Genomic DNA, 26,484 nt, shown 5'->3' with positions numbered 1-26,484 from the left:
GTCTGTCCCGATCCTGGATCTCAGGCCTGGACGACGATCGTGGTGCAGACCTTGTCGGCGAACGTCTGGCTCTTGTCGTCCCAGAGCGGCCACAGGTAGCCGATGTAGCAGGCGGCGCCGTCGAGGAAGTGGGCGAGCCGGCGCACGAACGCCATGCCGAACCCGATCGGCTGACCGGTGGTCTCGCCGATCAGCTTGATGCCGAGGGCGCGCTTGCCGGGCGTCTGACCGGTCGTACCCTCCTGGTGGCACAGCCAGAGGCCGAGCCCGACCGCGGCGAGGAACCCCAGGAACACGACCAGGGCGCCGCCGCCACCGCCGATCGCGATGCCGATGCCGTAGAGCAGGCCGTATGGCACGCCGACGATCAGTCCGTCGACCAGCGTGGCGCCGACCCGGGAGAACCAGCTGGCGTACTGCCCCTGGTTGTAACCGGCGCCGTAGCCCTGCTGCGGGTACTGCTGGCCGTACGCGGCGGGCTGCTGGCCATAGCCCTGCTGCCCGTAGTCCTGCTGGCCGTATCCGGGCTGCTGCTGGCCATAGCCGGGCTGCTGGCCGTACCCCTGCTGCTGCTGGCCGTAGTCCTGCCCGTATCCGGGCTGCTGCTGGCCATAGCCGGGCTGCTGCTGGCCGTACCCGGGCTGCTGCTGGCCATAGCCCGGCTGCTGCTGCCCATATCCGGGCTGCTGCTGCCCGTAGCCCGGCTGCTGCTGCCCGTAGCCCGGCTGCTGCTGGCCGTACCCGGGCTGCTGCTGCCCGTATCCGGGCTGCTGACCGTACCCGGGCTGCTGGCCCTGGCCGTACGGGTCGTAGGGGGTGCTCACGCTCTTACTCCTTCATCGAATGACGCCCGTCTGCCAAGCCGGGCCCGCGGTCGCCGTGACGCGATATGGAATTCACCACTGCAGGAGCCCGAACCGGGCGAGCTGCCATAGCCAGGACAGGCCCAGCACGACGCCGAGCAGTGCAGTGCGGGCGCGCGGCTCGATCGTCCACCATCGGCGCCCGATCCCCAAAGGCGCCGTGGCCAGACCGATCGCCCCCGCGAGAGCGAACGGATTCGCGAGGACGGCTCTGACCGGGTGGGCGGCCCCCAACTCCATGAAGACGGTGGTACCGCCACAAAGAGGGCAGGGGACTCCGGTGAACCGCCGAAGCGGACACAGTATGCCGGGATCGTGGGCACGATGCACTAGCGCCGCGAGTACGGCCGCAACGGCCATGCTCCCCGTGCGGATCGCCACGCCCCGTACCCCGTCCCCTGCGGCGGCGGTGAAGGAGGCGAGCATCCGCGCCGGCGCGGTCGGCGCACCAGGGGTGACCCTCGTCCCCCGTGCGACGTCCAAACTCCGCCCTCCAACCCCGTGCCGTTGTACGCCTGTGGGACCTATATCGCAGCAAGGCGGGTAACGGTCAAGTCAGATGGGCCCCAGAGCCCAGAACGTGACCGCACGGAGACATTCGGGGCCGGCCGACATCGATACCGGGCGGCGTCCACCACCGTCCTCGGCGCCGGACGGCGTCCACGACAGTCGTCAACGCCGGACGGTGCCGACGCGACCGTCGTCAAGACCGGACGGCACCCACGACGGTCGTCAGCGCCGGACGGCGTCCACGACCGTCGTCAATGCCGGACGGCGTCCAGGCCCGTCGTCAGCGCTGGGCGGCGCCCACGACGACCGGGGGCTTCGCGTCCGCGCCCTCCGGGACGACGTCCACCACGATGACGGTGATGTTGTCCGGTCCACCACCCTGATTGGCCAGATCGATCAGCGCGCGAACGGCCGCCTCCGGCTCCGGCTGGGTCGTCAGGACCTGATGCAACGTCTCGGCGTCGACCGGGCCGGTCAGGCCGTCCGAGCACAGCAGGTAGCGATCGCCCGGCAGGGCCTCACGCAGCGACATGTCGGGCTTGCGGTCCGACTTGCCGTCGAGCACCCGGACGAGGCGGTTGGCCAGATGGGGCGCCGCGCCGTCCTCGCCGGTGAGCATCTTCTCCAGCGTGTGGTCCTCGGTGATCTGGTACAGGATGGTGTCCCGCAGCATGTACGCGCGGGAGTCCCCGATGTGCGCGAGCGCGAGCTGGGTGCCAGACCACAGCATCGCGGTGCAGGTCGTGCCCATCGACTGCAGCGCCGGCTCCTGCGCGACCCGCTGCGCGATGGCCTGGTTGGCCGACAGCACGGCGTGTTCGAGCGTGTCCACCAGCGCTGGCTGTGGGACCTCGGCGTCGGTCGGCGCGAGGGCCTGGACGGCGAGGGAGCTTGCGATCTCCCCGCCGACGTGGCCCCCCATCCCATCGGCGACTGCGAGCAGCCATGGGCCCGCATACGCCGAGTCTTCGTTGTTCTCGCGGGTACGGCCGACGTCCGACCCCGCGGCGTAGCGAATGGCGACTCTCATGTGAATTCCGATGACATCCTCGGCGATGCGGTTCACTCAGCCGACTACTGAGGTTCATCAAGATATTCGACCGACGCGTCTTACGCCTCCTCGATCTCACGCGAATACTCGCGAGTCACCGATCGGCGAGGCCGTGACGCACGGCGTACAGGGCCGCTTGGGTGCGATCCTGCAGCCCAAGCTTAAGCAGGATGTTCGAAACGTGCGTCTTGACGGTCTTCTCGGAAACGACCAGCGTCCGGGCGATCTCGCGGTTGGACCGGCCCCGGGCGATCTCGACGAGAACCTCGCGCTCGCGTTCGGTGAGCGTCCCGGCACCCGGATCCACCGGCGCGGGCGCCAGCATCGCCTCGGTCGCCTCCGGCGCGAACAGCATGTGCCCGTCGTGGACGGCGCGGATCGCCTGCACCAGGGCCTGCGGGTCGACGTCCTTGTAGAGGTACCCGGAGGCGCCGGCGCGTACGGTCGGCAGGACGTGCTCCCGCTCGCCGACGCTGGTGAGCACGAGGACGCGGGACTCGATGCCGCGGGCGCGCAGCTCGCGCAGCGCGGTCGGCCCGTCGACGCCGGGCATCTTCAGGTCCAGGAGGACGACGTCGGGATTCAGGGCCTCCGCCCGGGAGACCGCCTCCGCGCCGTCGGCGGCCTCGCCGACGACCTCGATGTCGTCCTGCACGCCGAGGAACGTGCGCAGCCCCTGGCGCACGACCGGATGGTCGTCGGCGATCAGCACCCGGATCATGCGGACACCTCCAGGCGTACGACCGGACGGTCATCGGCGATCAGCATCCCGATCATGCGGGCACCTCCGGGCGTACGATCGAACGGTCGTCGGCGATCAACATGCGGGTCATGCCGGCACCTCCAGGCCTACGACCGGACGGTCGTCGGCGATCAGCACGCGGGTCATGCCGGCACCTCCAGGCGTACGACCGTGCCGGCGGGGGACGAGTCGACCGTCAGGCGCCCGCCGACCGACTCCGCGCGTTCGCGCATGGACGCCAGCCCCAGACCGTCGCGCGCGCCGGCCCCGACGTCGAAGCCGGTGCCGTCGTCGTGGACCTCCAGCGCGCCGGCCGTCAGCCGCACCGTCACCTCCGAGGGGTCGCCGTGGCGGAGGGCGTTGTACAGGGCCTCCTGGGCGACGCGGTACGCCACCGCCTCGACCTCGGCCGGCAGGGCGACGTCCTCGCCCTCGAACCGGACCCGTGGCCGGCGCCCGCGCCCCGAGCCCCAGGCGCGGTCCAGGACCCGTACGTGCTTGCGCAGCGACTCCGCGAGCCCGTCTCCCTCGAGCTCGGCGGGGCGCAGCTCGAAGATGACCTCCCGCAGCTCCGCGAGGGCCTCCTTGGCGAGCGTCTGGACGCGTTCGAGCTCGGCACGGGGGTCGGGCGCGGACAGGGCGGCCGCGGCGGTCAGGCGGAGCGAGAACAGCTTCTGCGCCACCGCGTCGTGCAGCTCGCGCGCCAGCCGGGCGCGCTCCTCGATCACGGTGAGCTCGCGGTTCCGTTCGTACAGCCGCGCGTTCGTCATCGCGATCGCGGCATGGGCCGCGAAGAGGGTGAGCAGGTCCTCGTCGGCGGCCGTGAAACCGCCCGGCGTACGGCGGTTGGCGAGGAAGATGATGCCGAGGGTCTCGGTTCCGTCCTTGATCGGGACGCCGAGGAAGTCCTTGAGGACCGGGTGCGCGGTCGGCCAGCCCTCGAACGCCGGGTCCTTGCGCACGTCCGGCAGCCGCTGCGCGCGGTCGTCACGCAGCATCAGCGCGAGCAGCCCGTGCTGCCGGGGCAGTGGGCCGATCCGCTTCCACTGCTCGTCCGAGACGCCCTCCACGACGAACTCGGCGAACGAGCCCTCGTCGTCGGGCACGCCGAGCGCGGCGTAGCGGGCGTCGAGGAGCTGGGCGGCGGCCCGGACGATCACCTGCAGGACCTCGTGCACGGACAGGTGCCGCGTGACCGCGAGCACCGCCGTGCTGACGGCGTGCAGCGTGGCGTCCCGATCGGTGTCCACGGCTCACGACCGTACCGCCGCGCAGCGTCCCCGCCCGATCCGGGCGGGGACCCCGCGGGAGACCGTCAGCTGCCGGCTTGCAGCCGGACGATCGCGCTCACGATGCCGAGGGCCAGCGCGACGATGCCGCCGATCCAGGCCACCCTGGCGATCGTGTCGGGCCGCCCCTGGGCGCGGAACTGGCCCTGGGCGACGAAGCCGAGCACGATGGCCGCCGGCGAGCAGCAGAACCAGCAGATGATGCCGATGATCGAGAGCACCTGCGGAGTGCTCGACTGCGGCTGGGCGGGCTGTCCATAGCCGCCGCCGTATCCGGGCGGCGGAGGCGGAGCGGACGGCGGGCCGTCACCGTACCCGGGCGGGCCCTGAGGCGGGTATCCCACGGTTCCTCCAGTCAGATGATGCCGAAGCGGGCGAGCTGCCAGACCTCGGAGACGATCAGAGGTGCGACGATAGCGACGATTGGGACGATCTGTCGCGTTCTACGGGACGATCGTTGCCAGAGCGTGCTCAACCGGGAACGCCGCGCGATTGGAACGAGCACGAACCCGGCGCACACCGCCACAGCCAGCGGCGATGCGCCGAAGGCGCCCACGATGTCGGCGTGGCCGAGGTGGACCGCCGCCGTCGTGAACCCGCACAGCGGGCAGGGGACCCCGGTGTACTGCCGCAGGACGCACAGCGTGGGCGGGCGCGGGATGCGCAGCGCGGCCAGGCCGACGACGACCGCGACCAGCAGCGCCACCCGTGCGGGCACCCCCCACGGCCGCCCGATCGCCATCCGCCCGTTGCTCACACGACAAGTGTGCCCGAAGGACCTACGACCATCAGCCCTGCCGGACCAGGTCCCGCGACCGATGCCGGTCACGCGGTACGGGCTTAACGTCGAGGACATGAAGGCACTGATCACCGGAGCGTCCCGGGGGCTCGGCCTGGCGCTGGCCCGCGCGCTCGCCCAGGACGGCTGGAGTCTGATCCTCGACGCCAGGGGGGCGTCCGACCTGGAGAAGATCTCCGCCGACCTGGCCGCCGCGGGCGTGGACGTCACCGCCCTCGCCGGCGACATCGCCGACCCCGCCCACCGGGAAGCGCTCGTACGGGCGTCGGACGGGCTCGACCTCCTCGTCAACAACGCGAGCACGCTCGGCGCGACGCCGCTGCCCCGGCTGGCCGAGTACCCCTCGCCCGAGCTGGAGCGCGCGTTCGCGGTCAACGTGCTCGGACCGCTCGCGCTCATCCAGGGCGTGCTGCCGGCCCTTCGCGCCCGCCGGGGCGCCATCGTCAACGTCACCTCGGACGCCGCCCGCGAGCCGTACGAGGGCTGGGGCGGGTACGGCGCGACGAAGGCCGCGCTCGACCAGCTGTCCAACGTTCTGGCCGCGGAGGAGCCCGAGATCGCCGTGTGGTGGGTCGACCCCGGCGAGATGCGCACGCGGATGCTCGCCGACGCCGGTGAGGACGCGGACGCCGCGCCCCTCCCCGAGGACGTCGCCGTCCCCGCCCTCCGCAGACTGATCGGCGAACGCCCCGCGAGCGGCCGGTACGCGGTGGGCGACCTGTGAGCGCCCCGGCCGAGACCGCGGAGACGACCGGCCGGGAACCGCGCCCCCGGCTGCTGACCGGCCCGTACCGCACGACCACGATCGGCATCCTGGTCGTCGTCACGCTGCTGGCGTTCGAACAGATGGCGGTCGGCACGGCCATGCCGGTGGCAGCGCGCGACCTGGGCGGCCTGTCGATGTACGCCTGGGGCTTCAGTGCGGTCTTCATCACCGGGCTGGTGGGCAACGTGCTGGCGGGCGGCTGGGCGGACGCACGCGGCCCCGCCATGCCTCTGTTCACCGGGCTGGCGGTCTTCGTGACCGGGCTGGTCATCGTGGGGACCGCCCCGGCGATGACCTGGTTCGTGGCGGGCCGGGCCGTCCAGGGCCTCGGCTCCGGCCTGGCGGTCGTCCCGCTGTACGTGATCGTCGCGGGGGTCTACCCGGAGACGTCCCGGCCGCGGGTGTTCGCCGCCATGTCGGCCGCCTGGGTCGTGCCGTCGCTGGTCGGCCCGTCCGTCGGCGGGCTGGTCGCCGAGCACCTCGGCTGGCGCTGGGTCTTCCTCGGCCTCGTTCCCCTCATCGTGCCCGCCGCGGCCATGCTGATCCCGGCCCTGCGCGGCTCCCGGACGCGCGGCGCGCTCCCCCGGGGCCGTACGCTCGCCGCCGTCGCACTGGCCGTCGGCGCCGCCCTCCTGCTGTGGGGCATCGACCACCGCTCGCCGCTCGCGCTGCCCGGCCTGGCCGGCCTCGCGTACGGCCTGCGGGTGCTGCTGCCGCGTGGCACGCTGCGCCTCGGCCGGGGCCTGCCGACCGCGATCGCGATGCGCGGCCTCCTGATGGGCACGATGTCCGGCACCGAGGTGTTCATCCCGCTCGCGCTCATCACCCGCCACGGTTTCACCCCCACCGCCGCCGGGGTCGTGCTGACCGCGGGAGCCCTCGGCTGGAGCGGTGGGTCCTGGCTGCAGGGCAGGTCCACCGGCGGCTCGCGGGCGCGGTTCGCGGTGCTGGGCGCGACCCTCCTGGCCATCGGAGTCGCCGGGATCGCCGTGGCCCTGTACGTCTCCGGCTGGGCGGCGATCCCCGCCTGGATCGTCGGCGGGCTCGGGATGGGCATGGCCTTCCCGACCCTCAGCGTGCAGGTGCTCGCCCTGTCCGCCCCGTCCGAGCAGGGCGCCAACTCCTCGGCCCTGCAGATCTCCGACACCCTCGGCGCGTCGCTCGCCGTCGGCGTGGCCGGCGCGCTGGTCAACGCGGCGGGTCTGGGCGCCGGGCTCGTGTGCACCTTCGTCATCGCCGTCATCGCGGCCACGGCCGCGCACCGTGTGGAGGCCCCCCGTGCTTGACTTCGCCCTTCCGCCCGACCTCGAGGCACACGAACCCCCGGCGCGCCGCGACGCCGTCCGCCTGCTCGCGGCCACCCGGGACGGCGTGACGCACCACGCGTTCACCGATCTGCCGGACCTGCTCCGGCCCGGCGACCTGCTGGTCTTCAACACCTCGACGACCCTGCCCGCCGCCGTACGACTCGACCGGCTGGCCGTCCACTTCTCCGGCCCGGTGCCGTCGGACCCGGACTGCTGGCTCGTCGAGCTACGGCTGCGGACCGGCCGGGCCTCCGAGCCGTACGCGGGCGGCTGCCCGGGCGAGTGGTTCCCCCTGCCCGGCGGCGCGACGCTGACCCTCCTGGACCGGTACACGCCCCGGCTCTGGCGGGCACGCCTCGACACCGACGTGGAGCCGTACCTGCGGCGCCACGGCGTGCCGATCCGGTACGGCTACGTCAGCCGCGACCAGCCGGCTGCGGCGTACCAGACCGTCTTCGCCGAGGCACTGGCCCGGCAGGACGCCTCCGGCAGCGCCGAGATGCCGAGCGCGGGACGTCCCTTCACCGCCGACCTGGTGACCCGCCTCGTCGCGCGCGGCGTGCTCCTCGCGCCGCTGACCCTGCACACCGGCGTGGCGTCCCCGGAGAAGGACGAGCCGCCGTACCCGGAGCGCTACGAGGTCCCGGCCACCACGGCGGCACTCGTCAACCACGTGCGCCGGGAGGTCGGTCGGGGTCGGTCGGTCGGGGGAGACTCGCAAGGAGGCCGGGTGATCGCCGTGGGGACGACCGTCGTACGCGCGCTGGAGAGCGCCGTCACCGACAAGGGGTTCGTCCGGGCCGCGCACGGCTGGACCTCACACGTGGTCACCCCGGACAAGGGCGTACGGGTGGTGGACGGTCTGCTCACCGGGCTGCACGAACCGCGCTCCTCGCACCTGCGGATGCTCACCGCGATCGCCGGAGAGGAGCTGCTCGAACGCGTCTACACCGAGGCCCTGGCGGGCGGCTACCGATGGCACGAGTTCGGCGACGTCAACCTGCTGCTGCCCTGAGGGACGTGTCCTGAAAGGGGGTGACCTGCGGTAACGCCAGGCGGGCGCGAAGGGTCCGGGCGGCGAACCCTCGGTGTCCGGATGGTGGACCGTCGAGCGGCGCACTATGAGGGCCAAGTACCGTGGTGAACAGCATGGATGCCAAGACGCGCACGCTGCTGATCACGCTGACCGGCCGTGACCGCCCCGGAGTCACGTCCCGCCTGTTCAGTACTCTCGCCGCCTTTCCCGTCACCGTCGCCGACGTCGAGCAGGTCGTGATCCGCGGCCGGTTGGTGCTCGGTGTCCTCGTCTCGTACGGTCCCGACACCGACATCGGCCAGGTCTGGGCCGCCGCAGAGAAGATCGCCGCCGACCTCGGCATGGAGATCGAGCTGGCCACGGGGACCGGCAACGGCAACCCGCGGCGCCGCCGCGGCCGGTTGCACGTCACCATCCTCGGCCACCCGCTGACGCCCGCCGCGATGGCCGGGATGGCGGGGCGCGTGGCGGCGCACGGCGCCAACATCGACCGCATCGAGCGGCTCGCCCACCACCCGGTCACGTGCATCGAGATGGACGTGTCCGGCGCCGACCCCGACGGCCTGCGCGCCGCGCTCGCCGCGGAGGCGGCCGAGCAGCACGTCGACGTGGCCGTCCAGCGCGGCGGGCTCGCCCGGCGGGCGAAGCGGCTCATCGTGATGGACGTCGACTCGACCCTCATCCAGGGCGAGGTCATCGAGTTCATCGCCGAGCACGCCGGGCTGGAGGCCAAGGTCGCCGAGATCACCGAGGCCGCTATGCGCGGGGAGCTCGACTTCGAGGGCGCGCTTCGGGAGCGGGTCGCGATGCTGGCCGGGCTCGACGAGGGCGTCCTGGCGCAGGTGCGCGACCGCATCGAGTTCTCGCCGGGCGTCCGCACCCTCGTGCGCACGCTGAAGCGGCTCGACTACAAGTTCGCGATCGTCAGCGGCGGGTTCACCCAGATCACCGACGCGCTCGCGGCGGACCTCGGCATCGACTACACGGCCGCCAACGTGCTCGAGGTCGAGAACGGCAAGCTCACCGGGCAGCTCGTCGGCCCCATCGTCGACCGGGCGGGCAAGGCGGAGGCGCTGCGCCGGTTCGCGGCCGACGCCGGCGTGCCGATCAGCCAGACCGTCGCGATCGGTGACGGCGCGAACGACCTCGACATGCTCGCCGCCGCCGGGCTCGGCATCGCCTACAACGCCAAGCCCGTCGTACGCGAGGCCGCCGACACGGCCCTCAACGTGCCCTACATGGACAGCATCGCCTTCCTGCTGGGCATCTCCCGTGAGGACATCGACGCCGCGGACGCCGAGGACGCCGGCCTGCTCTGACCAGCGCCGCGTCGATCAGGCCGACCGCAGGAAACGGCGAGTCACGGGGTCGCGTCGCTCAGGACGGTCCGACGGAGGCGTTCGGCGTCGGAGGCGAGGCCGCGCAGCGCGTGCCGGGCGGCCGCGACCTGGACCAGTGAGCGGCGCAGCGTCGTGACCGCGTCCGTTCCCACGTCGTCCAGCTCGACGCGGCGGCGGCGTGTCAGCTCGGCCAGGTGCCGGTCGAACTCCTCCAGAAGGTCGTCCAGCCGCAGTTCGGCGACGGCGCCGTCGGGGGACAGCAGGGCGTCCGCGCTCTCGTCGAGTTGGTCGGCGACCCGTTCGAGGATGGCGGGCAGCGGGCCGGCGTCCGTCCGGTCCTCCCAGAGCGTGCCGACGGCCTGCACGTCGTCGCGCAGCCGCCGGGCGATCGACGTGGCGTCGAGCAGCCGCCGTACCAGCTCCGCCGGTGGCGCCGGCTCGTGCCCGAGCCGGGTCGCCGACTCCTCGACGTCGGCGGCCGCCGCCGCGGCGTCCTCCATCCGCCTGCGGACGGACGTCTCGGGATCGCCGTCGAAGCGCGCCGCGACGGCCCTGGCCAGCCCGGCGTGCGCCCGCATCAGGCGGGCCAGCCGGCCGGGCAGGAGGCCGATCGTGCCGGCCGGCCAGAGCACCCGGGCGGCGGCCAGCGCGAACAGCCCGCCCACGACGGTCAGCCCGATCCGCCACCCGGCGGCGGACCAGCTCATCGGGGCGGAGTAGTCGATCAGCAACATGATCATCGGCGTGGCGACGGCCATCCAGTGGCCGTGGTTCACCGGCCGCACCGTGAACCCGATGGCCGCGCCGATGAAGACCAGCACGATGAGCGTGGCCTGGTGCGGCACGAGCGCGAGGGCCAGCGCGGCGACGATCGCGCCGATCGCCGTGCCGCCGATCCGCTTCACGACCCGCGTCACCGTGTCGCCGTACGAGTCGCGCAGGCTGGCGACGACCGTGATGGTCAGCCAGTGGCCGTGCGTCAGGTGCAGCCAGGTGGTGAGGGCCATGGCGACGGCGATCGCCACCCCCATGCGTGTGGAGTGCCGGAAGCCGGGCGAGCGCGTACGGACGCCCTCGGTGAAGCGGGTCCAGCCGCCCGTCGGGCGTTCGGGGAGGCGCGGCGAGTCGATCCCGATCTTCAGGCCGGGGGCGATGATCTCCCGGGCGCCGTCGACGGTCGCGGCCATCCGGCCGATCGACTGCCGGACCTGCACGATGAGCGCCGTCCGTACCAGGTCGTCCGGGAGCCACGCCTGGCGTACCTCCTCGCTGACCCGGGCGAACCGGTGCAGCGCGACCGGCTGGTCCGCGCCGAGCGGTGTGCCGCCGCCCGCCGCGATCCCTCCGGCGACCAGCCGCAGCCGGGCGGCGATCGCTGCGACGGCGACCCGGCGCTCGCGCTCCCACTCCTCGGGCGGGGACGTCTGCCGCGCCGCCTCGAGGTGCGTGCGCAGCGCGACGGTCTCGTCCATGACGCGGTTGAACGCGTCGATCAGCCGTCTCGGGCGCTGTTCGTCGTCCCGCCCGCCCGACAGGTACAGCCCGTACGTCGCCCGAGCCTTCCTGATCGCGTCGTACGCCTGGCGGCGCCGCCGCTCCCACTCGCCCGCCTGTGGCTCCGGCTCGGCCAGGAGGTCCAGTGCGTAGGCCACCGAGCCGCCCGCCTCCGCGAGTGCGGCTCGCAGCGGCTGCAGGCGGCGGGTGAGCAGGGGAACGACCATGAGCAGGGCGACGAACAGCCCGCCGAGCATCTCCAGGAAGCCGTTGAACAGCACCGGGCTGCCCGCCGGCCGGACCGTCGCGGCGATCATGACCAGTGTCGCCGTCACGCCCAGCCAGGGGACGGCCGCGGCCAGCGCCGCGACGACGGGCACGACGACCACCGCGAGCAGAGGGTGACCGGCCAGCAGGCCGCCGAGCACGGAGAAGCCCGTCACCACCAGGACCGCCGCGAGCAGCGCGCGGGCGCGGGCGCCGTACGGGCCCTGGGGCGTGGTGTTGACCACGAAGAAGGCCCCGAGAGCCGCCACGCCGCCCTGGGCCGGATGCCCGGTCACCGTCCCGATCACCAGCGGGACGGCGATGCCGATGGAGGCCACCACGCCGTACATCGGCGACGCGCGCCCCTCGGACTCCGCGTACGTCTCCCGCAGCCAGGCAAGCGACGACCGCAAAACACGCCCCTTCGTCCGGAACCACCCGGAGTAAGCCTACGAAAGGCCAGGTAATCGCGGCTACGGCGACCGGCATGCCGAGTCCCGTACGCGGCGCGGCGGGCGCGTCAGGTCAATGCCACCAGTCTGTCGCCTCTCCCGCATGCCCCGGCCGGTGCCACCACGCTCCGTCCGCTTCCGAAAGAGGGACATCGGACCGTCCCGATAAGCACACGCGACGTGATCATCGTCCTCTAGGCTGCCGAACCATCAAGATCACCAACAGAAGGGACGAATTCGTGCACGGCTTCATGCGGAAAGCGGTGCTGGCGCTCAGTACCGCGGCGGCAATCGCCGGATCGATTGCGGTGACCGGTCCCGCGGACGCGGCGTCTTCACCGATCGCGGCCTGCGGCGGCGGCAGCTACCACGTCATCGGCCACCATGATCTCGGCAAGATCGCCACCGTCTACCTGCTCTACAACGGCCGCACGGACTGCGTGGTCACGTGGAAGAAGCGCGCCTACGTCGGCAAGCGCACGAAGATGCTCGCCTCCATCGCGAAGAACACCGGGACCAAGACGCATTACAACTTCAAGTACATCAACAACTACGGCACCTACGGCACCTACGCCGGCCCGGTGAAGGTCACGGCGCCGCACACCTGCATCGACTGGGGAGGCGGCACCGGTCCCGGCTGGAAGGTGTGGTACTCGGGGCGTCCGTCGCACTGCGGCTGACGGTCTTCGGTGATGACGGCCGTCGTGTCGACGCTGCGACGACTACCGGGCGCGCGGAGTCCACAGCGACGCCAGACGGCCGATGCCCGGCCATAGGTCACTCCAGTCCCCGTCGAACTCGATGACCGCCGTCGCGGTCGTCGGGAAGCCCTCGCCCGCCCCGCCGCTGAGGTCGGACACCAACCGATGCATGGATGGGTTGTGTCCGACCAGCAGAAGCGTTCCAGGGGCATCGGGCCGACCGCGCAGCAGGTCGAGGATCGCCTCGGGATCGTTGTCGTACACCCCGTCCTCGATGTCCACCGGGGCGTCCAGCCGCAGCTCCTGAAGGGTCTGCCGGGTACGCAGGGCCGGCGAGCAGATCACTCGATCGGGGACGCGGCCGGTGGCGCGCAACTCGTCGCCGGCCGCCCGCGCGTCGCGCCGTCCCCGCTTGGCGAGCGGCCGATCGATGTCGGCCGTGCCGAGCGGGGACTCGGCCTTGGCGTGCCGCAGCACGATCAGCGTGGGCATCAGACGCGGTGGTGCGGCGAGAAGATCACGGCGATCAGCATGATCGTCAGGACGATCGCGAACATCACGCCGACGAGGATCGCGAACCCCTTCGCGCCGGACGGCTGGGACTTCTGCATGCCTCCAGTCTGCCGCCTCCCCGCAGTGTTCCGACCACGGTGCCTCGACCACGGTGCCCCGACCACGCCCCGCCTCCTGGCCCGAGACGCACCGGCCAGGGGTTGCGGCGCGATGGCCTCAGGCGAGCACCCGGCCAGGGTCCCTACACGCGGAGAGGGCCGGACGGTGATCCGTCCGGCCCCCTCTGCCCTCTTCACAGAGTGGCTGATGCGGTCACGACGCCTTGGCCGACGCGGCCTCCTCGTCCGTGTCCTCCGCGCCGCCCGGCGCCTTCGCGCCGCTCTCGACGGCCGGCTCGGCCTCCCCGCCGATGGAGGAGGCCCGCCGCTTCGACACGACGATCGCGCCGACGATGACGCCGACCGCGATGACGGTGACGACGACCCGCAGGGCGGTGTTCGCGGCGTACGTGACGACGGCCTGGGCGATCAGCAGCGACACGAGGTTCATCACCTTGATCAGCGGGTTGATCGCCGGGCCCGCGGTGTCCTTGAACGGGTCGCCGACCGTGTCGCCGATGACCGTGGCCGCGTGCGCCTCCGAGCCCTTGCCGCCGAGGTGGCCCTCCTCGACGAGCTTCTTGGCGTTGTCCCAGGCGCCACCGGAGTTGGCCAGGAACACCGCCATCAGCGCGCCGGCCGCGATCGCGCCCGCGAGGTACGCGCCGAGCGGCGCGTACCCGAGCGCGAAGCCGACCGCGATCGGCGTCATGATCGCCAGCAGACCGGGCGTGGCCAGCTCGCGCTGCGCGTCGGCGGTGCAGATGCTGACCACCCGGTCGTAGTCGGGCTTCTCGGTGAAGTCCATGATCCCGGGCTTGGTGCGGAACTGCTCGCGTACCTCGACCACGACACGTCCGGCCGCGCGGCCGACCGCCGAGATCGCCAGACCGGAGAACAGGAACACCACCGAGGCGCCGATGATCAGGCCGACCAGGACGTTCGGGTTGTCGACGCCCAGGTTGAAGGTCCGGAACGTCGGGCCGAGGGCCTTCTTGACGCTGTCGCTGGCGCCGGACAGCTCGTTGACCACCGTCGTGCGGAACGAGCCGAACAGCGCGGTCGCCGCGAGCACCGCGGTGGCGATGGCGATGCCCTTGGTGATCGCCTTCGTGGTGTTGCCGACCGCGTCGAGGCGCTCCAGCACGCCGGCGGCCTCTCCCTCGACGTCACCGGACATCTCCGCGATGCCCTGCGCGTTGTCGGACACCGGGCCGAACGTGTCCATCGAGACGATCACGCCGACCGTGGTGAGCAGACCCGTGCCGGCGAGCGCGACCGCGAACAGCGCGACGGTCGTGTTGTCGAACCCGAGCAGGAACGCGCCGTAGACGGCCGCGGCGATCACCAGCGCGGTGTAGACGGCCGACTCCAGGCCGAGCGAGATGCCGGCCAGGATGACGGTCGCCGGGCCCGTACGGGCGCTGTCGGTGGTCTCCTTGACCGGACGGCGGTTCGTCTCGGTGAAGTAGCCGGTGAGCAGCTGGATCGCGCTGGCCAGCACGATGCCGATCAGCACGGCGCCGAGAGCGACCCAGCGCGGATCGACGTCGGCGAGGTTCGAGTCGCCGGTGATCGAGGCGTTGGCCCCGTGCAGCTTGGCGAACGAGTCGGGCAGGTACAGGAACGTCGCCACCGCGACCGCGATCGCGGAGATGATCGCCGAGATGAAGAAGCCGCGGTTGATCGCGGTCATGCCCGACCGGTCCTTGGCCCGCGGCGCGACCGCGAAGACGCCGACCACCGCGGTGATCACGCCGATCATCGGCACGATCAGCGGAAAGACCAGGCCCTCGGTGCCGAACGCGACCCGGCCGAGGATGAGCGCCGCGACGAGCGTGACGGCGTACGACTCGAACAGGTCGGCCGCCATGCCGGCGCAGTCCCCGACGTTGTCTCCCACGTTGTCGGCGATCGTCGCCGCGTTGCGCGGGTCGTCCTCCGGGATGCCCTGCTCGACCTTGCCGACGAGGTCCGCGCCGACGTCGGCCGCCTTGGTGAAGATGCCGCCACCGACCCGCATGAACATCGCGAGCAGCGCGGCCCCGAATCCGAAGCCCTCGAGCACGCCCGGGGCCTTGCCCTTGTAGGCGAACACGACGACGGCGGCGCCGAACAGGCCCAGGCCGACGGTGAACATTCCGGCGACGCCGCCGGTGCGGAATGCGATCCGCATCGCGAGTTTCTCGCCGGTCTCGCGCGCCGCCGCCGCGACCCGGACGTTGCCTCGCACGGCGAGCCACATTCCGGTGAACCCGGTAATGCCGGAGAACAGCGCGCCGACGACGAAGAACACCGATCTACCGATCTTCACCCCGGTCGTCTCCGCCGGAAGCAGGAGCAGCAGGAACGGGATGATGACCACGAAGATGCCGACCGTACGGAACTGGCGCTTGAGGTACGCCAGCGCGCCCTCTTGCACCGCCGTTGCGATGCTCTGCATCTTCTCGGTGCCCTGGCTCGCGGCGAGTACCTCGCGAACCAAGACGCCTGCGACAGCCAGTGCCAACAAGGCGATCACGCCGACAACGACCACCAGACTCAGGTCGCTGCCGCCGAGACTCACCTCCGCACTGGCCTGGGCGGGCGGGTGAAGCCCAGACATGCATCCTCCTCGACAGCCGCGTTCGATCCGATCGCCCTAGGGGTGACCGGCCACCGCCACGCGTCGGGCGGGGCAATGGTGCCGGGAGTCTACGCAGGCGTAGCCGGAATTAGAAGCCTGCTCGGTTGCTTAACGATAATGCGACCGAGATGTGACACCCGCTGCACCAGAAATTAATACTACGCGGTTAGTCAGACGCATCTTCGCTGGTCAAAGCCGACTTACGCGGCGATCTACTTCTTGACCAAAAAGCTGTCCATAAGCGGCGATCAGGGGATTAGGGCCGCGAAAACTGGGAAAAGTGTAGTGGCCGTATAAAGCAGAAGCCCCCGGAGTCGCGCGTCGCGCGACCCCGGGGGCGGAGCCTTCCATGCCGGCCGGTACCCGTCCGATACGGGGCCGACCGGTCCGAGAGGGACCGTACGACCTCCTCGGCCGAGGCTTCTCGGGCCGGGACCGTCAGGGCCGAGGCTTCTCGGCCTGAACCGTCAGGGCCGGCCGAGGACCCTCGACCTGAGCGTGCCGGCCGAGGGACCTCGACCGGCGCGTACGTACGGATCCTTCGACGGGTCGGGCCGGTCAGTCCTTCTTGACCGGCCAGCTCATTGTGATCTCCACTCCGGACGGCGTCGAAGCGATGTCCACGTCGTCGGCCAGCCCCGCGATGACGGCGAACCCCAGATTGAGCTCGCCGTTCAGCTCCGCGAGGTCGACCGGCCCCGTGCCGCCGTTACGCGTCGGATCGTCGTCGGGCACCCGGTCGGTGACCACGACCACGAACCGATCCCCGCCGTCCCGCAGCTCCACCCGGACGGGCTCTTCCGGGCACTGCTGCCGATGGGCCTCCACCGCGCGGGAGCAGGCCTCGCCGACCGCCAACCGCACCTCGTCGAGCAACGTCTCTTCGATCCCGCCCCGCCGGGCGACGGCGGTCGCGATCAACCGGGCGGTGCGGACATGAGCCGGGAGGGGACTGAACGCAAGCTCGACGGTGGCTGTCTCGGGCGCCATCCGACCCTACTTCTGCTTCTTGCGGTGCTCTCGCGCGTCGTCGACCGAGTCGAAGATGCCGAAGACCTTGGTCAGGCCGGTGATCCGGAAAATCTTCAGGATGCGCTCCTGCGTGCAGACGAGCTCCAGCGAGCCGTCGTGCGCCCGAACCCGCTTGAGCCCGCCGACCAGAACCCCGAGGCCGGTGGAGTCGAGGAACTCGACCTTCTCCATGTCGACGAGGAGGTGGTACTTACCCTTGTTCACCAGGTCGATGAGCTTCTCGCGGAGTTTCGGCGCGGTGTAGACGTCGATCTCTCCCTCCACGTTGATGACTGTGAGGTCATCGTCGGTGGTGTAGTCGTTCACCTTCAGGTCCACAGATCCTCCTGCGCCGTGCCGCGTATGGAAGTCGGGGCCATGGAACCCCGCCGTGATTCAACCACGCTCCGCCATCGTGTCTACACGAAATCACCACACAGGGCGACCCCGCCCAGCGTGGCGTACGCCTCGTGCGAGCAGGGGGTAGGCACGTGACGGCCCAAGCGTTGTGCCCAGGATGCCAGACTGGAAACCTCCGCATGGCGAACCACTTTCAACCGAAGGGGTGACGCAGGCCATAGAGACGGACTCCGCCTTCCCCTCCGACCATGACGCCCCGTCGGCCGCAGGCGGCCGTACCGGCCCGCACGGGCGCGCCCCGCTCATCCTGCGCCGCCTGCTCGACGACCCCCGCCGCCGCGGTCGCATCACCCATGTCCAGAGCGTTCCCGCAGGCGACGGCCGTACCGCCGACTGGCCCGCGTGGGTGCCGGCGCTCCTGGTCGACCGGCTGCGCCTGGCCGGCGTCGACCGTCCCTGGGAACACCAGGTCAAGGCGGCCGAGCTCGCCCACGAGGGCAGATCTGTGATCATCGCCACCGGGACCGCCTCGGGCAAGTCGCTCGCCTACCTGCTGCCCGCCCTCCAGGGCGTGTTCGACGGCGGCTCGGTGCTCTACCTCGCCCCGACCAAGGCCCTGGCCGCCGACCAGCTCCGCTCGCTGCGCGGCCTGAAGCTCGCCCAGTTGCGGGCGGCGACCTTCGACGGCGACACCCCGGCCGACGAACGCGCCTGGGTCCGGCAGTACGCCGACTACGTCCTCACCAACCCCGACATGCTGCACCGCACGGTCCTGCCCGGCCACGCGCGCTGGGCGCCGTACCTGCGCCGGCTCCGCTACGTCATCGTGGACGAGGCGCACGGCTACCGCGGGGTGTTCGGCTCCCACGTCGCGCAGATTTTGCGCCGGCTGCGGCGCGTCTGCGCCCGGTACGGCGCCGAGCCGGTGTTCATCCTGGCCTCGGCGACCGCGTCGGATCCCGGCCTGTCCGCGTCCCGGCTGACCGGCGTGGACGTGGCGGAGGTGGCGGAGGACACCTCACCGCGCGGCGCGACGTCGTTCGCGCTCTGGGAGCCGCCGCTGACCGACCTGCGCGGCGAGCAGGGCGCCCCCGTACGCCGCACGGCCACCGCCGAGGCGGCCGACCTGCTCGCCGACCTGGTGATCGAGGACGTGCAGACCCTGGCGTTCGTACGCTCGCGGCGCGGCGCGGAGGCCGTCGCGCTCGGTGCCAAACGGGCCCTCGAGGAGATCGCTCCGGACCTGCCCGCCCGCGTGGCCGCGTACCGCGCGGGGTACCTGCCGGAGGAGCGGCGCGCGCTGGAGAAGGCGCTGCGCTCCCGGGACCTCGTCGGGCTCGCCTCGACCAACGCCCTCGAACTCGGCGTCGACGTCTCCGGTCTCGACTCGGTCATCATCTGCGGCTGGCCGGGCACGCGCGCGTCGCTGTGGCAGCAGGCCGGCCGCGCGGGCCGCTCCGGCCAGGACGCCCTCGCCGTCCTCATCGCCCGCGACGACCCTCTCGACACCTATCTCGTGCACCACCCCTCGGCGATCTTCGGTACGCCCGTCGAGGCGACCGTCCTCGACCCCGACAACCCGTACGTCCTCGCCCCGCACCTGTGCGCCGCGGCCGCCGAGCTTCCGCTGACCGAGAAGGACCTGCCGCTGTTCGGCCCGTCGACCGGCGAGATCCTGCCCGATCTCGTACGCCGGGGGATGCTCCGGCACCGGCCCACCGGGTGGTACTGGACCAAGCGCGAGCGGGCCACCGACCTCGCCGACATCCGCGGCGCCGGCGGGCCGCCCGTCCAGGTCGTCGAGGCCGCGACCGGACGCCTGCTCGGCACGGTCGACGAGCCGTCCGCGCACACGACCGTCCACCAGGGCGCGGTCTACCTCCATCAGGGCGAGTCGTACGTCGTCCAGACCCTCGACCTGGACGACTCGGTGGCGCTGGTGGAGGCCGCCGACCCCGACTACACGACGACCGCCCGCGACGTCACCGACATCTCGATCCTGGAGACCCTCCGGTCGACGTCCTGGGGCGAGGCGACCCTTTGCTTCGGCACCGTCGAGGTCACCCAGCAGGTCGTCTCGTACCAGATGCGCCGCCTCGCCAGCGGGGAGGTCCTCGGCGAACGCCCGCTCGAACTCCCGCCGCGCACGCTCCGCACCCGTGCGGTCTGGTGGACGCTGCCCGACGAGGCCCTGCGCGTGCTGGGCGACGCGGACGTGGGCGGGTCCGCGCACGCCGCCGAGCACGCCTCGATCGGCCTGCTGCCGCTGTTCGCCACCTGCGACCGCTGGGACATCGGCGGCGTCTCCACGGCGCTGCACCCCGACACCGGCCGCATGACGGTGTTCGTCTACGACGGGCACGACGGCGGCGCGGGCTTCGCCGAACGCGGCTACGAACAGGCCGGACGCTGGCTCCGCTCGACCCGTGAGGCGATCGCCGACTGCGAGTGCGAGCACGGTTGCCCCTCCTGCATCCAGTCGCCGAAGTGCGGAAACGGGAACGATCCCCTCGACAAGCAAGGCGCGCTCGACCTGCTCGACGCCCTGCTGAAGCAGGCCCCGCCGCGCTGATCACCCCGGCTCGATCCGGCGTGCTTTGCGCCTGCTCCCACCTCGTACGAGGGCGGTCGGCGACGGGCCGACCACACCGCCGCGTACGCGCCGATCGTCCGGTCTCACGAGCAGGGCGGACCCGCACCGCCCTTTTGAGATCGCGCGACTTCCCGCTAACTTGACCAATCCGACATTTCGCCGGGTGCGTCACCGGGGGTCGTGGCTCGCGCTCCGATGTCATAGGAGAGGAGACATCTCGATGGTCATCCTGGGAATCGTGCTGGCCGCCGCGGCGGTCGCGGTGGGCGTCGGCATCATCGCCGAGAACTCATCATCCGCCTCGATCGACATCTTCGGCCAGCACGTGCCGGGTGTGCAGACCGAGGGACAGATCTTCGCCGCGGGCGTCCTGGTGGCGTTCGTGTTCATGCTGGGCATGGGCCTGGCGTTCCTCACGCTGAGCCGGGCGCTGCGCGTCCGCCGCGAGCTCCGCGACCTGCGGGAGGAGCACCGCGAGTCGATCAGCACGCTGGAGATGGAGAAGCAGCGGCTGCAGCGCGAACTCGCCCGCGCCCGCGGCACCGCCGGAGAGACGGCCACCACCGCGGACGACCTCCGCGTCGCCGGCCGCCCGGCTCCCGACCGCGACCCGGTCTCCTCCTTCTTCGACCGCACCGACTGACCCCTCTGCCCCGCGGCGGTCCCCGTCCAGCCGACGCTCCCAGCACCCGTACGAAAGTCTCGGTGAAGCCGCGACGTGACGGCCGGATCGCCCCGGTTTCCGGGGGATTGCGAGCCCGTACGGGTGGCGAACACCGAGCCTCTCGCCCACCCTCCCGACGCGCGCCGCCCAGGGCGGTGCGCCGGCCGGACGAGACGCTCGGAGATCGCACGCCACGACGGGTGCCGCACCGTGCTTCGTCGCGATTCCCGCCTAGGTGGGAGACCGATCAGCGAGCGCCGGGTACGGTGCGCGACGCTGTTGGTGCGCGACTCTGTTGATGCGCGCCGGACCGGTCCGGCTCCATGCCGGCGTCTCGTCCGGTGGCGTCGGACGTCCGGCCCGGAACGGACGGCTGAGCAGAGGCGAGGTGACCCCACGCCAGTGGGGAAGGAGGCCGGATGGACGGCAACGCGCTCGGCGGCGCGGCGAGCGGACGCAAGGCGATCGTGGTCGGCGGCGGCATCGGCGGCCTGGCGGCCGCCATCGCACTCGACCGCTGCGGCTGGCGGGTGGAGGTCCTCGAGCGGGCCGCGACGTTCGGTGAGATCGGGGCCGGATTGTCGCTGTGGCCCAATGGCGTACGCGCGCTGGACGCGCTCGGCCTGGGCGACCAGGTCCGCGAGCGCGCCCTCACCGAGACCGAAGGCGGCATCCGCGACACGACCGGCCGGTGGTTGGCTCGAACGGACGTCCAGGAGCTGGGACGCCGGTACGGCCCGGTGGTCGCGGTCCACCGCGCCCACCTGCTCGAGATCCTGCGCGAGGCCGTGCCGACCGCGGCGCTGCGCACGGGCACCGAGGTCATCGCGGTCGGAACCGAGGGTCCGCGGATCGAGGTGCGGCACAGCGAGGGAACGTCACGGAGCGATCTCCTGGTCGGCGCCGACGGCATCCGCAGCGTCGTCCGGCGCTCCCTGTGGCCGAGGCACCCGGCCCCCCGCTACGCCGGATACACGGCTTGGCGCGTGATCGTCGACACGGATCGCCCCCTCACGTCGGGCGGCGAAACCTGGGGGCGCGGCGAACGCGTGGGGATCGTGCCGCTCGCCGACGGTACGACCTACCTGTTCGGTGCCGCGAGCGCCCCCGAAGGGCAGCGCAGCCCCGACGGCGAACTGGCGGAGATGCGGCGGCGCTTCAACGGCTGGCACGCGCCGATCCCCGAACTCCTGGCGGCCGCCGCCGAAGACGCGGTCATGCGCCATGACATCTACCGCCTGCCGCCGCTGCGCACCTTCGTCCGGGGGACGACGGCGCTGCTCGGCGACGCCGCGCACGCGATGACGCCGGACATGGGACAGGGCGCCAACCAGGCGCTGGAGGACGCCGTCACCCTCGCCGCGGTGCTCGCCGCGCACCCGACCGTCGAGTCGGCGCTCGCCGCCTACGACCGCGGGCGCCGCGCCCGCGCTCAATTGATCGCGCGCCGGTCCCGCCTGATCGGAACCGTCGCGCAGTGGAGCTGGTCTCCGGCCGCGGCGGTCCGGGACTGGGTCGTCCGCCTGAGCCCGTCGGCGTCCATGCTGAAGGCGCTGGACCCCGCCCTCGACTGGAGCCCACCGACTCCGGATGCCACCGGAGCCGACCGACCCTAGGTTCGAGCTCGAACCGTCTTGAGCGCCAAGCCGCGCCGCCGGCACCTGCCGCCGGCGGCGGATGACGACGCCGACGCGTGACCTCCAGTGACGAAGGCCCCCACGAGCCCGCACCGGCACCAGCGACCCACGGGGCAGAGACCCGTCGGGCTCTTTGCGACGACAGAGACCCCTGGGGCCAAGGGCGTTAGGGACCCATGGTCTTCAGCGGCAGCACAGACCCGTGGGCCTGCCCAGCGGCGGCAGAGACCGGTGGGACTCTGACTGTCAGCGGCCGCAGAAAACCAAGAGACCACTAGGCGCGGCGGAGATCCATCGCTCCGTTAGCGGCGGCAGAGACCCCAGAGTCCCTCCCTCACAGCGGCAGAGGCGCACGGCCTCCCCAACTGGCGGCAGGGAGGCACGGGCTCTCAGCTGCGACGACGACGCCCGCGGTAGCCACGACGAGCCGGCGTGGCCTCCCGCTCGGCGGCGGTGGGAGCTGACTTCTCCGCCGCCGACCCGTCCGAAGACGCCTGAGCCGTCTCCGCCGTAGCAGTGGATTCGGTGGCCCCACCCGTCTCGGCGACGCCTGACTCACTCGCTCCGGTCGGCGTGCCGGTCTCGGCGACGCCGGACGAGGTGGTTCCCGCAGTGGCGAGCTCGGTGATCGGCGGCCTTCTCCGGCGACGCCCGGCGGCGGGACCCCGACCACGCGTGCTCTTCCCAGCGGGGCCGGTCTGTACGGCGCGGGCCTCCGCCGCGAGGCGCTGGCGGCGGGACCACATGCCGAAGTGCGCCGAGAGCAGCAGGAGCACCAGCGCGGCCGCGACGCTCTGGCCCCACTTGATCGGGGTGGTCGCGGAGGCGTCGTCGGCCTGGATCCGCTTGGCGGCCGGCTCGGCGATCTGCGGTTCCGGGGTGGGGTACTGGAACCCGACCCCGGAGCCGTTCGGAGCCAGCGACGGCAGGCTGAACGGCGAATTGTTGTTGCTCGACGGCTGGGTCGGGATGCCTGCCGTACCGCTGCCAGAGTCCGTGCCGGTGGGCAGATTGGGAACCGAACCCGGTGTGGTCGGGTCACTGCTCGACGTCGGGCTCTTGCTCGGTGTCTTGGAGTGCGTCGGCGTCGGCTTAGCCTCCGTCGATCGGGCTTTCACGGAGAACCCGCTGGTGTCATACGTGCACTTCGTGATGTCCCCGACGACGCTCAGGGTGAAGTATCCGGCTTCGGAGACCTTCACATCACCCGCGATAGTGCCGTTGCCGGTACGCGATCCGACCTGCTGATCGATGCCAGGCCCGGAAATCTGTAGATGCGCCGAGAGCAGTCCTTTGACCGTGGCGCTCACGTGGACACTCGCCCCCGTCGTAACCGACCCGGAGGGAGGGGTGATCGATGCGCTCCCCAACAACGAGCAGGGACTCGCAGCGTTCGCGGAGCCGCTGATGCCGAGCGTGATGGCGGCCGTGGCCAGGGGAGTCATCAGGGCGACAGTGGCGACCTTGCCGACCTTCCTCAAGACGCCGTCCCTTCGTCGACACTCTTTCGTCGCCCCGGTCTGCTGAACTCCGGCGGCGACTCTCAGCCCTTGCTCGCGAACGACCCGGCGGTGAACACGTGTCGGCCGTTCCGAGTGACTGTAGGGCTTTTCGAGGCTGGTGGGGGTAATTGTTCGCAGCAGCTTATCGGACACTAGCTCCAATAGTGTCACCGATCAATACCGAAACATGCGTGGCAGGACAGAGGAACTCTGGATACTTGTGAGGGGTTCAACGAGGCGAAGCCCGGCGGGTGACGGTCGGAGCCGGGAAATCGGGGACGGAGCCTGAACCGCCATCGACCGGCCCGGCACGTGCCCGCGCGGTGGCGGTCAACCGGCCCGTTCGCGGAAGGGCGCCGACGCGGGCGATGACGATGACATCGACGACCCGACCGCGGAACGTGCACCGCCGGAGCGACGCTTCCGAATCGCGGGCGACTCGTGCGGCCAACCGGCAGGCGTGTTCGGATCCCTCGGCCGCATGGGCCGCCGCGGCGAGGGCCGCCAGGTCCGCGGCGGCGTCCGCGCGATGCCGTGCTACACGCGCCCCGCCCACCACCATCGCCATGACGGCCACCGACCACACGGCTCCGATCAACGCGACCATCCACACAGTGCCCGACCCCCGATCGCCATTGCCCGCCCTCCGGACACGCCACCCACTCCTCAGCGGAAAGCCACGCCGCAGCGCACGCCACCCAAATCGGTGTCGCACCGCGCTGCCGGGGCGCATGCCGCCGGGAAGCGCAAGTCGGTCGCCTTGCCGGATGAGCCGCACGCGGTCGGACATGGCCGTCCTTCGCTGTCCTGGGCCGCGTGCGGCCGAACCGGTGACCTGATGGAGCGGTCAATTTCGCGCGGAGATCGGTTGGGCTCCTCCCTCCGGTTCGGTGGCGGCGACGGACTGGGCTCGCAGCCGCAGCGGCGGGAACAGCCGTCGTACCGGAGAGTCGACGGTGGCTCTCACCCGCACCCGGGTGAACCGACGATCACGGTCGATCGAAACGCCGGCCCCGGGCGGTGCAGCGCGGCGAACGGCGGCACGGACCTCGGCCAGAGACTCGCCCCTGGCGGCGGCGCGGGCACCCGCTCGAGCGGCGTCCACGCACGCCACCTGCGCTGCTGCGGCGCTCACGCCCCACAGAGCGATCGCGAGGAGCAGGACCAGCGCCGGAAAAGCGACTGCTGTCTCGACCGTCACCGACCCTCGATCCCCACGCGTCCTCGAACCACCTGGTCGCCGCCGCACCCGCATCACCGCAGCAGCCGAGCGCACGGACAGCCCAGACCCACGACCCGATCCTGAGCCACCTGACCGCCAAGGTCCCCGCACTACCCCTACAGCCGAGCATGCGGACATCTCAGACGACGGGCCTCGCCCCGAGCCACCCGATCGCCGACGCCCCCACCCCGCCACAGCCGAGCGCACCGACGGCCCAGGCCACCGACCCGACCCCGACCTGCCGACCGTCTCACGCGTCCGCGACCGTCCGGGCCTCCGGCGAAACATCGGGCTGGAGAGCCGCAGCGACCACGTGAGACGGCCGAATGCGCCTGGCGATGCGCGCTGTGCACGCCGGCCGGTCACCCGACGAAGTTGAGTGCCCGATGGATGATCGTTAAGAGCATCTGCCGGACCTCGGAGCTGGTCACGATCTTGAACAGCAGGCCGGCGAACGCGGCGGCCGCCACCGTGCCCACGGCGTACTCGGCGGTGGACATGCCGTCATCGGCCTTACGCGCCTGCCAGCGACGCCTCAGCGCGGAAACGATGTGCATGTGGACCCTCCTGTTCGGACGACGGACGCGAGCACGTCCGGCATCCAGCGTTGCGGACCGCTCAACCCCCCACCACGCCCGAATGCGGTTCTGTGGATAACCCGTCCCAGCCGCGCTCGCCGGAGGCTCGTCGGCGATGTCACCGCCGTGGCCCTGACCCGAGGCGCGCTTCGCAGCGTCGGCATCGCCTACCAGACCGGTCTCGTACGGCTGGCGTCGCCGCCACAGTGAGGTCAACGCCGAGGATTTCCGTCGTCCCGGCGACAGAAATCCTCGGCACAGCTGGAATGACGCGGATCGGTCACGGTCAGGGCAGGAGCACGGTCGCGGCGATGCCGGCGACGGCCGGGACGATGCCGAGGAGGATGAACGCCGGGAGGAAGCACAGACCGAGCGGCGCGACGGCTCGCACGCCTGCGGATCTGGCTCGTGACGCCGCGGCGACCCGGGCGACGCGCCGCTGGTCCCTGGCGAGGCGGGTGAGCGTCGCGGCGAGCGGTGCGCCGCCGGACGCGGCCCGGGCCGCCGCACGGCCCAGAGGCGCCAGTACGGGATCCGCCGTGAGGGTGAGCCACTCGGCGGCAGGGTCGGCGCCCAGCCGGATACGCGCCGCCACGTAGGCCAATTCGGCGCCGAGCGGCCCGCCGACCGCACCGGCCACGGCCTCGACCGACTCGTGCCACGCACCGCCGCCCCGAAGGCACGCCGCGAGTAGGTCGATCGCGATGGGCAGTTCGGCGACCACGCGGGTTCGCCGGAGCCGGGCCGCCCGCGGCTCGAGTCGCGCGAGAAGACGCATCGATCCGACCGCCACGAGCACGCCGGCCACCCAGCCCACCGGGCCGCCGAGCAACAGAGCGCAGACGAGACCCGCCACGAGGCTCAGCACGGGCCGACGCCGATCTCTCGTCCCGTCCGCTGAAACCTCTGGACCCACGTTCGCCGCGCGAGAGCGACCGGCCGCCGTGACCGAATGAGAGCGGCCGGTCGTGACCGAACGGATCTCGTCGGGTACCGCGGTGCTCCGTGCCGCTCCCGCCGGGCTCCCCACGGTGCGTGCGCCTCCGGCGACTGCTCCTGATCC

At 71.8% G+C, this 26,484-nt stretch carries 26 protein-coding genes; 9 read left to right on the top strand and 17 right to left on the bottom strand.

Annotation, left to right across the window (positions count from 1 at the left end; genetic code table 11):
* Positions 1–20 precede the first annotated feature (20 nt).
* The 7 genes from AB0L00_RS32700 to AB0L00_RS32670 form a co-directional block, all read right to left on the bottom strand.
* Positions 21–824, bottom strand: a complete 804-nt coding sequence (locus AB0L00_RS32700; protein WP_364440951.1) for an RDD family protein — start codon at positions 822–824, stop codon at positions 21–23.
* Positions 825–896: 72 nt separating this feature from the next.
* The gene (locus AB0L00_RS32695; RefSeq protein ID WP_364441049.1) at positions 897–1,223 is read right to left on the bottom strand and encodes a DUF2752 domain-containing protein; all 327 of its coding nucleotides are present in this window, start codon (positions 1,221–1,223) and stop codon (positions 897–899) included.
* Between the two features lie 430 nt (positions 1,224–1,653).
* A complete protein-coding gene (locus tag AB0L00_RS32690; RefSeq protein ID WP_364440950.1) occupies positions 1,654–2,403 on the bottom strand; it encodes a protein phosphatase 2C domain-containing protein in 750 nt (249 codons plus the stop codon).
* Positions 2,404–2,518: 115 nt separating this feature from the next.
* Positions 2,519–3,145 carry a response regulator transcription factor gene (locus tag AB0L00_RS32685; RefSeq protein WP_364440949.1) on the bottom strand — a complete coding sequence of 209 codons (627 nt, stop codon included), beginning with the start codon at positions 3,143–3,145 and terminating at the stop codon, positions 2,519–2,521.
* A 164-nt stretch (positions 3,146–3,309) separates the two neighbouring features.
* The gene (locus AB0L00_RS32680) at positions 3,310–4,416 is read right to left on the bottom strand and encodes a GAF domain-containing sensor histidine kinase (protein WP_364440947.1); all 1,107 of its coding nucleotides are present in this window, start codon (positions 4,414–4,416) and stop codon (positions 3,310–3,312) included.
* A 65-nt stretch (positions 4,417–4,481) separates the two neighbouring features.
* Positions 4,482–4,799: a hypothetical protein gene (locus AB0L00_RS32675; protein ID WP_364440945.1), complete on the bottom strand. Its 318-nt coding sequence runs from the start codon at positions 4,797–4,799 to the stop codon at positions 4,482–4,484.
* Positions 4,800–4,810: 11 nt separating this feature from the next.
* Positions 4,811–5,212, bottom strand: coding sequence for a DUF2752 domain-containing protein (locus AB0L00_RS32670; protein WP_364440944.1), 402 nt, complete (start codon positions 5,210–5,212; stop codon positions 4,811–4,813).
* A 97-nt stretch (positions 5,213–5,309) separates the two neighbouring features.
* Here AB0L00_RS32670 and AB0L00_RS32665 point away from each other — a divergent pair, with 97 nt between their 5' ends.
* From AB0L00_RS32665 to serB, 4 genes are all read left to right on the top strand, one after another.
* A complete protein-coding gene (locus AB0L00_RS32665) occupies positions 5,310–5,978 on the top strand; it encodes an SDR family oxidoreductase (RefSeq protein WP_364440943.1) in 669 nt (222 codons plus the stop codon).
* Complete coding sequence (locus AB0L00_RS32660; protein ID WP_364440942.1) at positions 5,975–7,306, top strand: MFS transporter; 1,332 nt, start codon at positions 5,975–5,977, stop codon at positions 7,304–7,306. Before AB0L00_RS32665 ends, AB0L00_RS32660 begins: the two co-directional genes overlap by 4 nt.
* A complete protein-coding gene (locus AB0L00_RS32655) occupies positions 7,299–8,342 on the top strand; it encodes an S-adenosylmethionine:tRNA ribosyltransferase-isomerase (protein WP_364440941.1) in 1,044 nt (347 codons plus the stop codon). The genes AB0L00_RS32660 and AB0L00_RS32655 overlap by 8 nt, the downstream gene beginning before the upstream one ends.
* 134 nt (positions 8,343–8,476) lie before the next feature.
* Positions 8,477–9,682, top strand: coding sequence for a phosphoserine phosphatase SerB (gene serB, locus AB0L00_RS32650; RefSeq protein ID WP_364440940.1), 1,206 nt, complete (start codon positions 8,477–8,479; stop codon positions 9,680–9,682).
* Between the two features lie 41 nt (positions 9,683–9,723).
* Here the strand turns inward: serB and AB0L00_RS32645 are convergent, their stop codons facing one another.
* Positions 9,724–11,877, bottom strand: coding sequence for an FUSC family protein (locus tag AB0L00_RS32645; protein WP_364440938.1), 2,154 nt, complete (start codon positions 11,875–11,877; stop codon positions 9,724–9,726).
* A 347-nt stretch (positions 11,878–12,224) separates the two neighbouring features.
* Here AB0L00_RS32645 and AB0L00_RS32640 point away from each other — a divergent pair, with 347 nt between their 5' ends.
* Complete coding sequence (locus AB0L00_RS32640) at positions 12,225–12,596, top strand: hypothetical protein (protein WP_364440937.1); 372 nt, start codon at positions 12,225–12,227, stop codon at positions 12,594–12,596.
* 42 nt (positions 12,597–12,638) lie between these two features.
* Here the strand turns inward: AB0L00_RS32640 and AB0L00_RS32635 are convergent, their stop codons facing one another.
* The 4 genes from AB0L00_RS32635 to AB0L00_RS32620 form a co-directional block, all read right to left on the bottom strand.
* On the bottom strand, positions 12,639–13,109 hold the full coding sequence (locus AB0L00_RS32635) for a histidine phosphatase family protein (protein ID WP_364440935.1): 471 nt from the start codon (positions 13,107–13,109) through the stop codon (positions 12,639–12,641).
* 333 nt (positions 13,110–13,442) lie between these two features.
* Positions 13,443–15,833, bottom strand: a complete 2,391-nt coding sequence (locus tag AB0L00_RS32630) for a sodium-translocating pyrophosphatase (RefSeq protein WP_364440933.1) — start codon at positions 15,831–15,833, stop codon at positions 13,443–13,445.
* A gap of 579 nt (positions 15,834–16,412) precedes the next feature.
* Positions 16,413–16,844, bottom strand: coding sequence for an ATP-binding protein (locus AB0L00_RS32625; RefSeq protein ID WP_364440932.1), 432 nt, complete (start codon positions 16,842–16,844; stop codon positions 16,413–16,415).
* Between the two features lie 6 nt (positions 16,845–16,850).
* Positions 16,851–17,204: an STAS domain-containing protein gene (locus tag AB0L00_RS32620; protein WP_252843406.1), complete on the bottom strand. Its 354-nt coding sequence runs from the start codon at positions 17,202–17,204 to the stop codon at positions 16,851–16,853.
* A 325-nt stretch (positions 17,205–17,529) separates the two neighbouring features.
* Here AB0L00_RS32620 and AB0L00_RS32615 point away from each other — a divergent pair, with 325 nt between their 5' ends.
* The 3 genes from AB0L00_RS32615 to AB0L00_RS32605 all read left to right on the top strand — a co-directional run bounded on the left by AB0L00_RS32615 (position 17,530) and on the right by AB0L00_RS32605 (position 22,098).
* Complete coding sequence (locus AB0L00_RS32615) at positions 17,530–19,797, top strand: DEAD/DEAH box helicase (protein WP_364441048.1); 2,268 nt, start codon at positions 17,530–17,532, stop codon at positions 19,795–19,797.
* A 241-nt stretch (positions 19,798–20,038) separates the two neighbouring features.
* Positions 20,039–20,461 (top strand): hypothetical protein, encoded by a 423-nt coding sequence (locus AB0L00_RS32610; protein WP_364440930.1) that lies wholly within the window; start codon positions 20,039–20,041, stop codon positions 20,459–20,461.
* A gap of 440 nt (positions 20,462–20,901) precedes the next feature.
* On the top strand, positions 20,902–22,098 hold the full coding sequence (locus AB0L00_RS32605; protein WP_364440928.1) for an FAD-dependent monooxygenase: 1,197 nt from the start codon (positions 20,902–20,904) through the stop codon (positions 22,096–22,098).
* Between the two features lie 410 nt (positions 22,099–22,508).
* On the opposite strand, the gene AB0L00_RS32600 is transcribed toward AB0L00_RS32605, so the two are convergent.
* Entirely contained in the window at positions 22,509–23,321 is an 813-nt protein-coding gene (locus AB0L00_RS32600; protein ID WP_364440926.1) for a hypothetical protein, read from the bottom strand.
* Positions 23,322–23,469: 148 nt separating this feature from the next.
* Between AB0L00_RS32600 and AB0L00_RS32595 the strand changes: the two genes are divergently transcribed.
* Positions 23,470–23,646, top strand: a complete 177-nt coding sequence (locus AB0L00_RS32595; RefSeq protein ID WP_364440925.1) for a hypothetical protein — start codon at positions 23,470–23,472, stop codon at positions 23,644–23,646.
* A gap of 204 nt (positions 23,647–23,850) precedes the next feature.
* Here the strand turns inward: AB0L00_RS32595 and AB0L00_RS32590 are convergent, their stop codons facing one another.
* The 4 genes from AB0L00_RS32590 to AB0L00_RS32575 all read right to left on the bottom strand — a co-directional run bounded on the left by AB0L00_RS32590 (position 23,851) and on the right by AB0L00_RS32575 (position 26,289).
* Positions 23,851–24,354, bottom strand: coding sequence for an Rv3654c family TadE-like protein (locus tag AB0L00_RS32590; protein WP_364441046.1), 504 nt, complete (start codon positions 24,352–24,354; stop codon positions 23,851–23,853).
* 114 nt (positions 24,355–24,468) lie between these two features.
* Positions 24,469–24,876 (bottom strand): TadE family type IV pilus minor pilin, encoded by a 408-nt coding sequence (locus AB0L00_RS32585; protein WP_364441045.1) that lies wholly within the window; start codon positions 24,874–24,876, stop codon positions 24,469–24,471.
* 329 nt (positions 24,877–25,205) lie between these two features.
* A complete protein-coding gene (locus AB0L00_RS32580) occupies positions 25,206–25,400 on the bottom strand; it encodes a DUF4244 domain-containing protein (RefSeq protein ID WP_345365978.1) in 195 nt (64 codons plus the stop codon).
* A 307-nt stretch (positions 25,401–25,707) separates the two neighbouring features.
* The gene (locus tag AB0L00_RS32575; protein WP_364440923.1) at positions 25,708–26,289 is read right to left on the bottom strand and encodes a type II secretion system F family protein; all 582 of its coding nucleotides are present in this window, start codon (positions 26,287–26,289) and stop codon (positions 25,708–25,710) included.
* Positions 26,290–26,484: the final 195 nt, after the last annotated feature.

The organism is Actinoallomurus sp. NPDC052308, assembly GCF_040679195.1.
Taxonomy (GTDB): domain Bacteria; phylum Actinomycetota; class Actinomycetes; order Streptosporangiales; family Streptosporangiaceae; genus Actinoallomurus; species Actinoallomurus liliacearum.
Note: the sequence above shows the minus strand (reverse complement) of the source record. Positions and strands in the feature narration are given on the sequence as shown.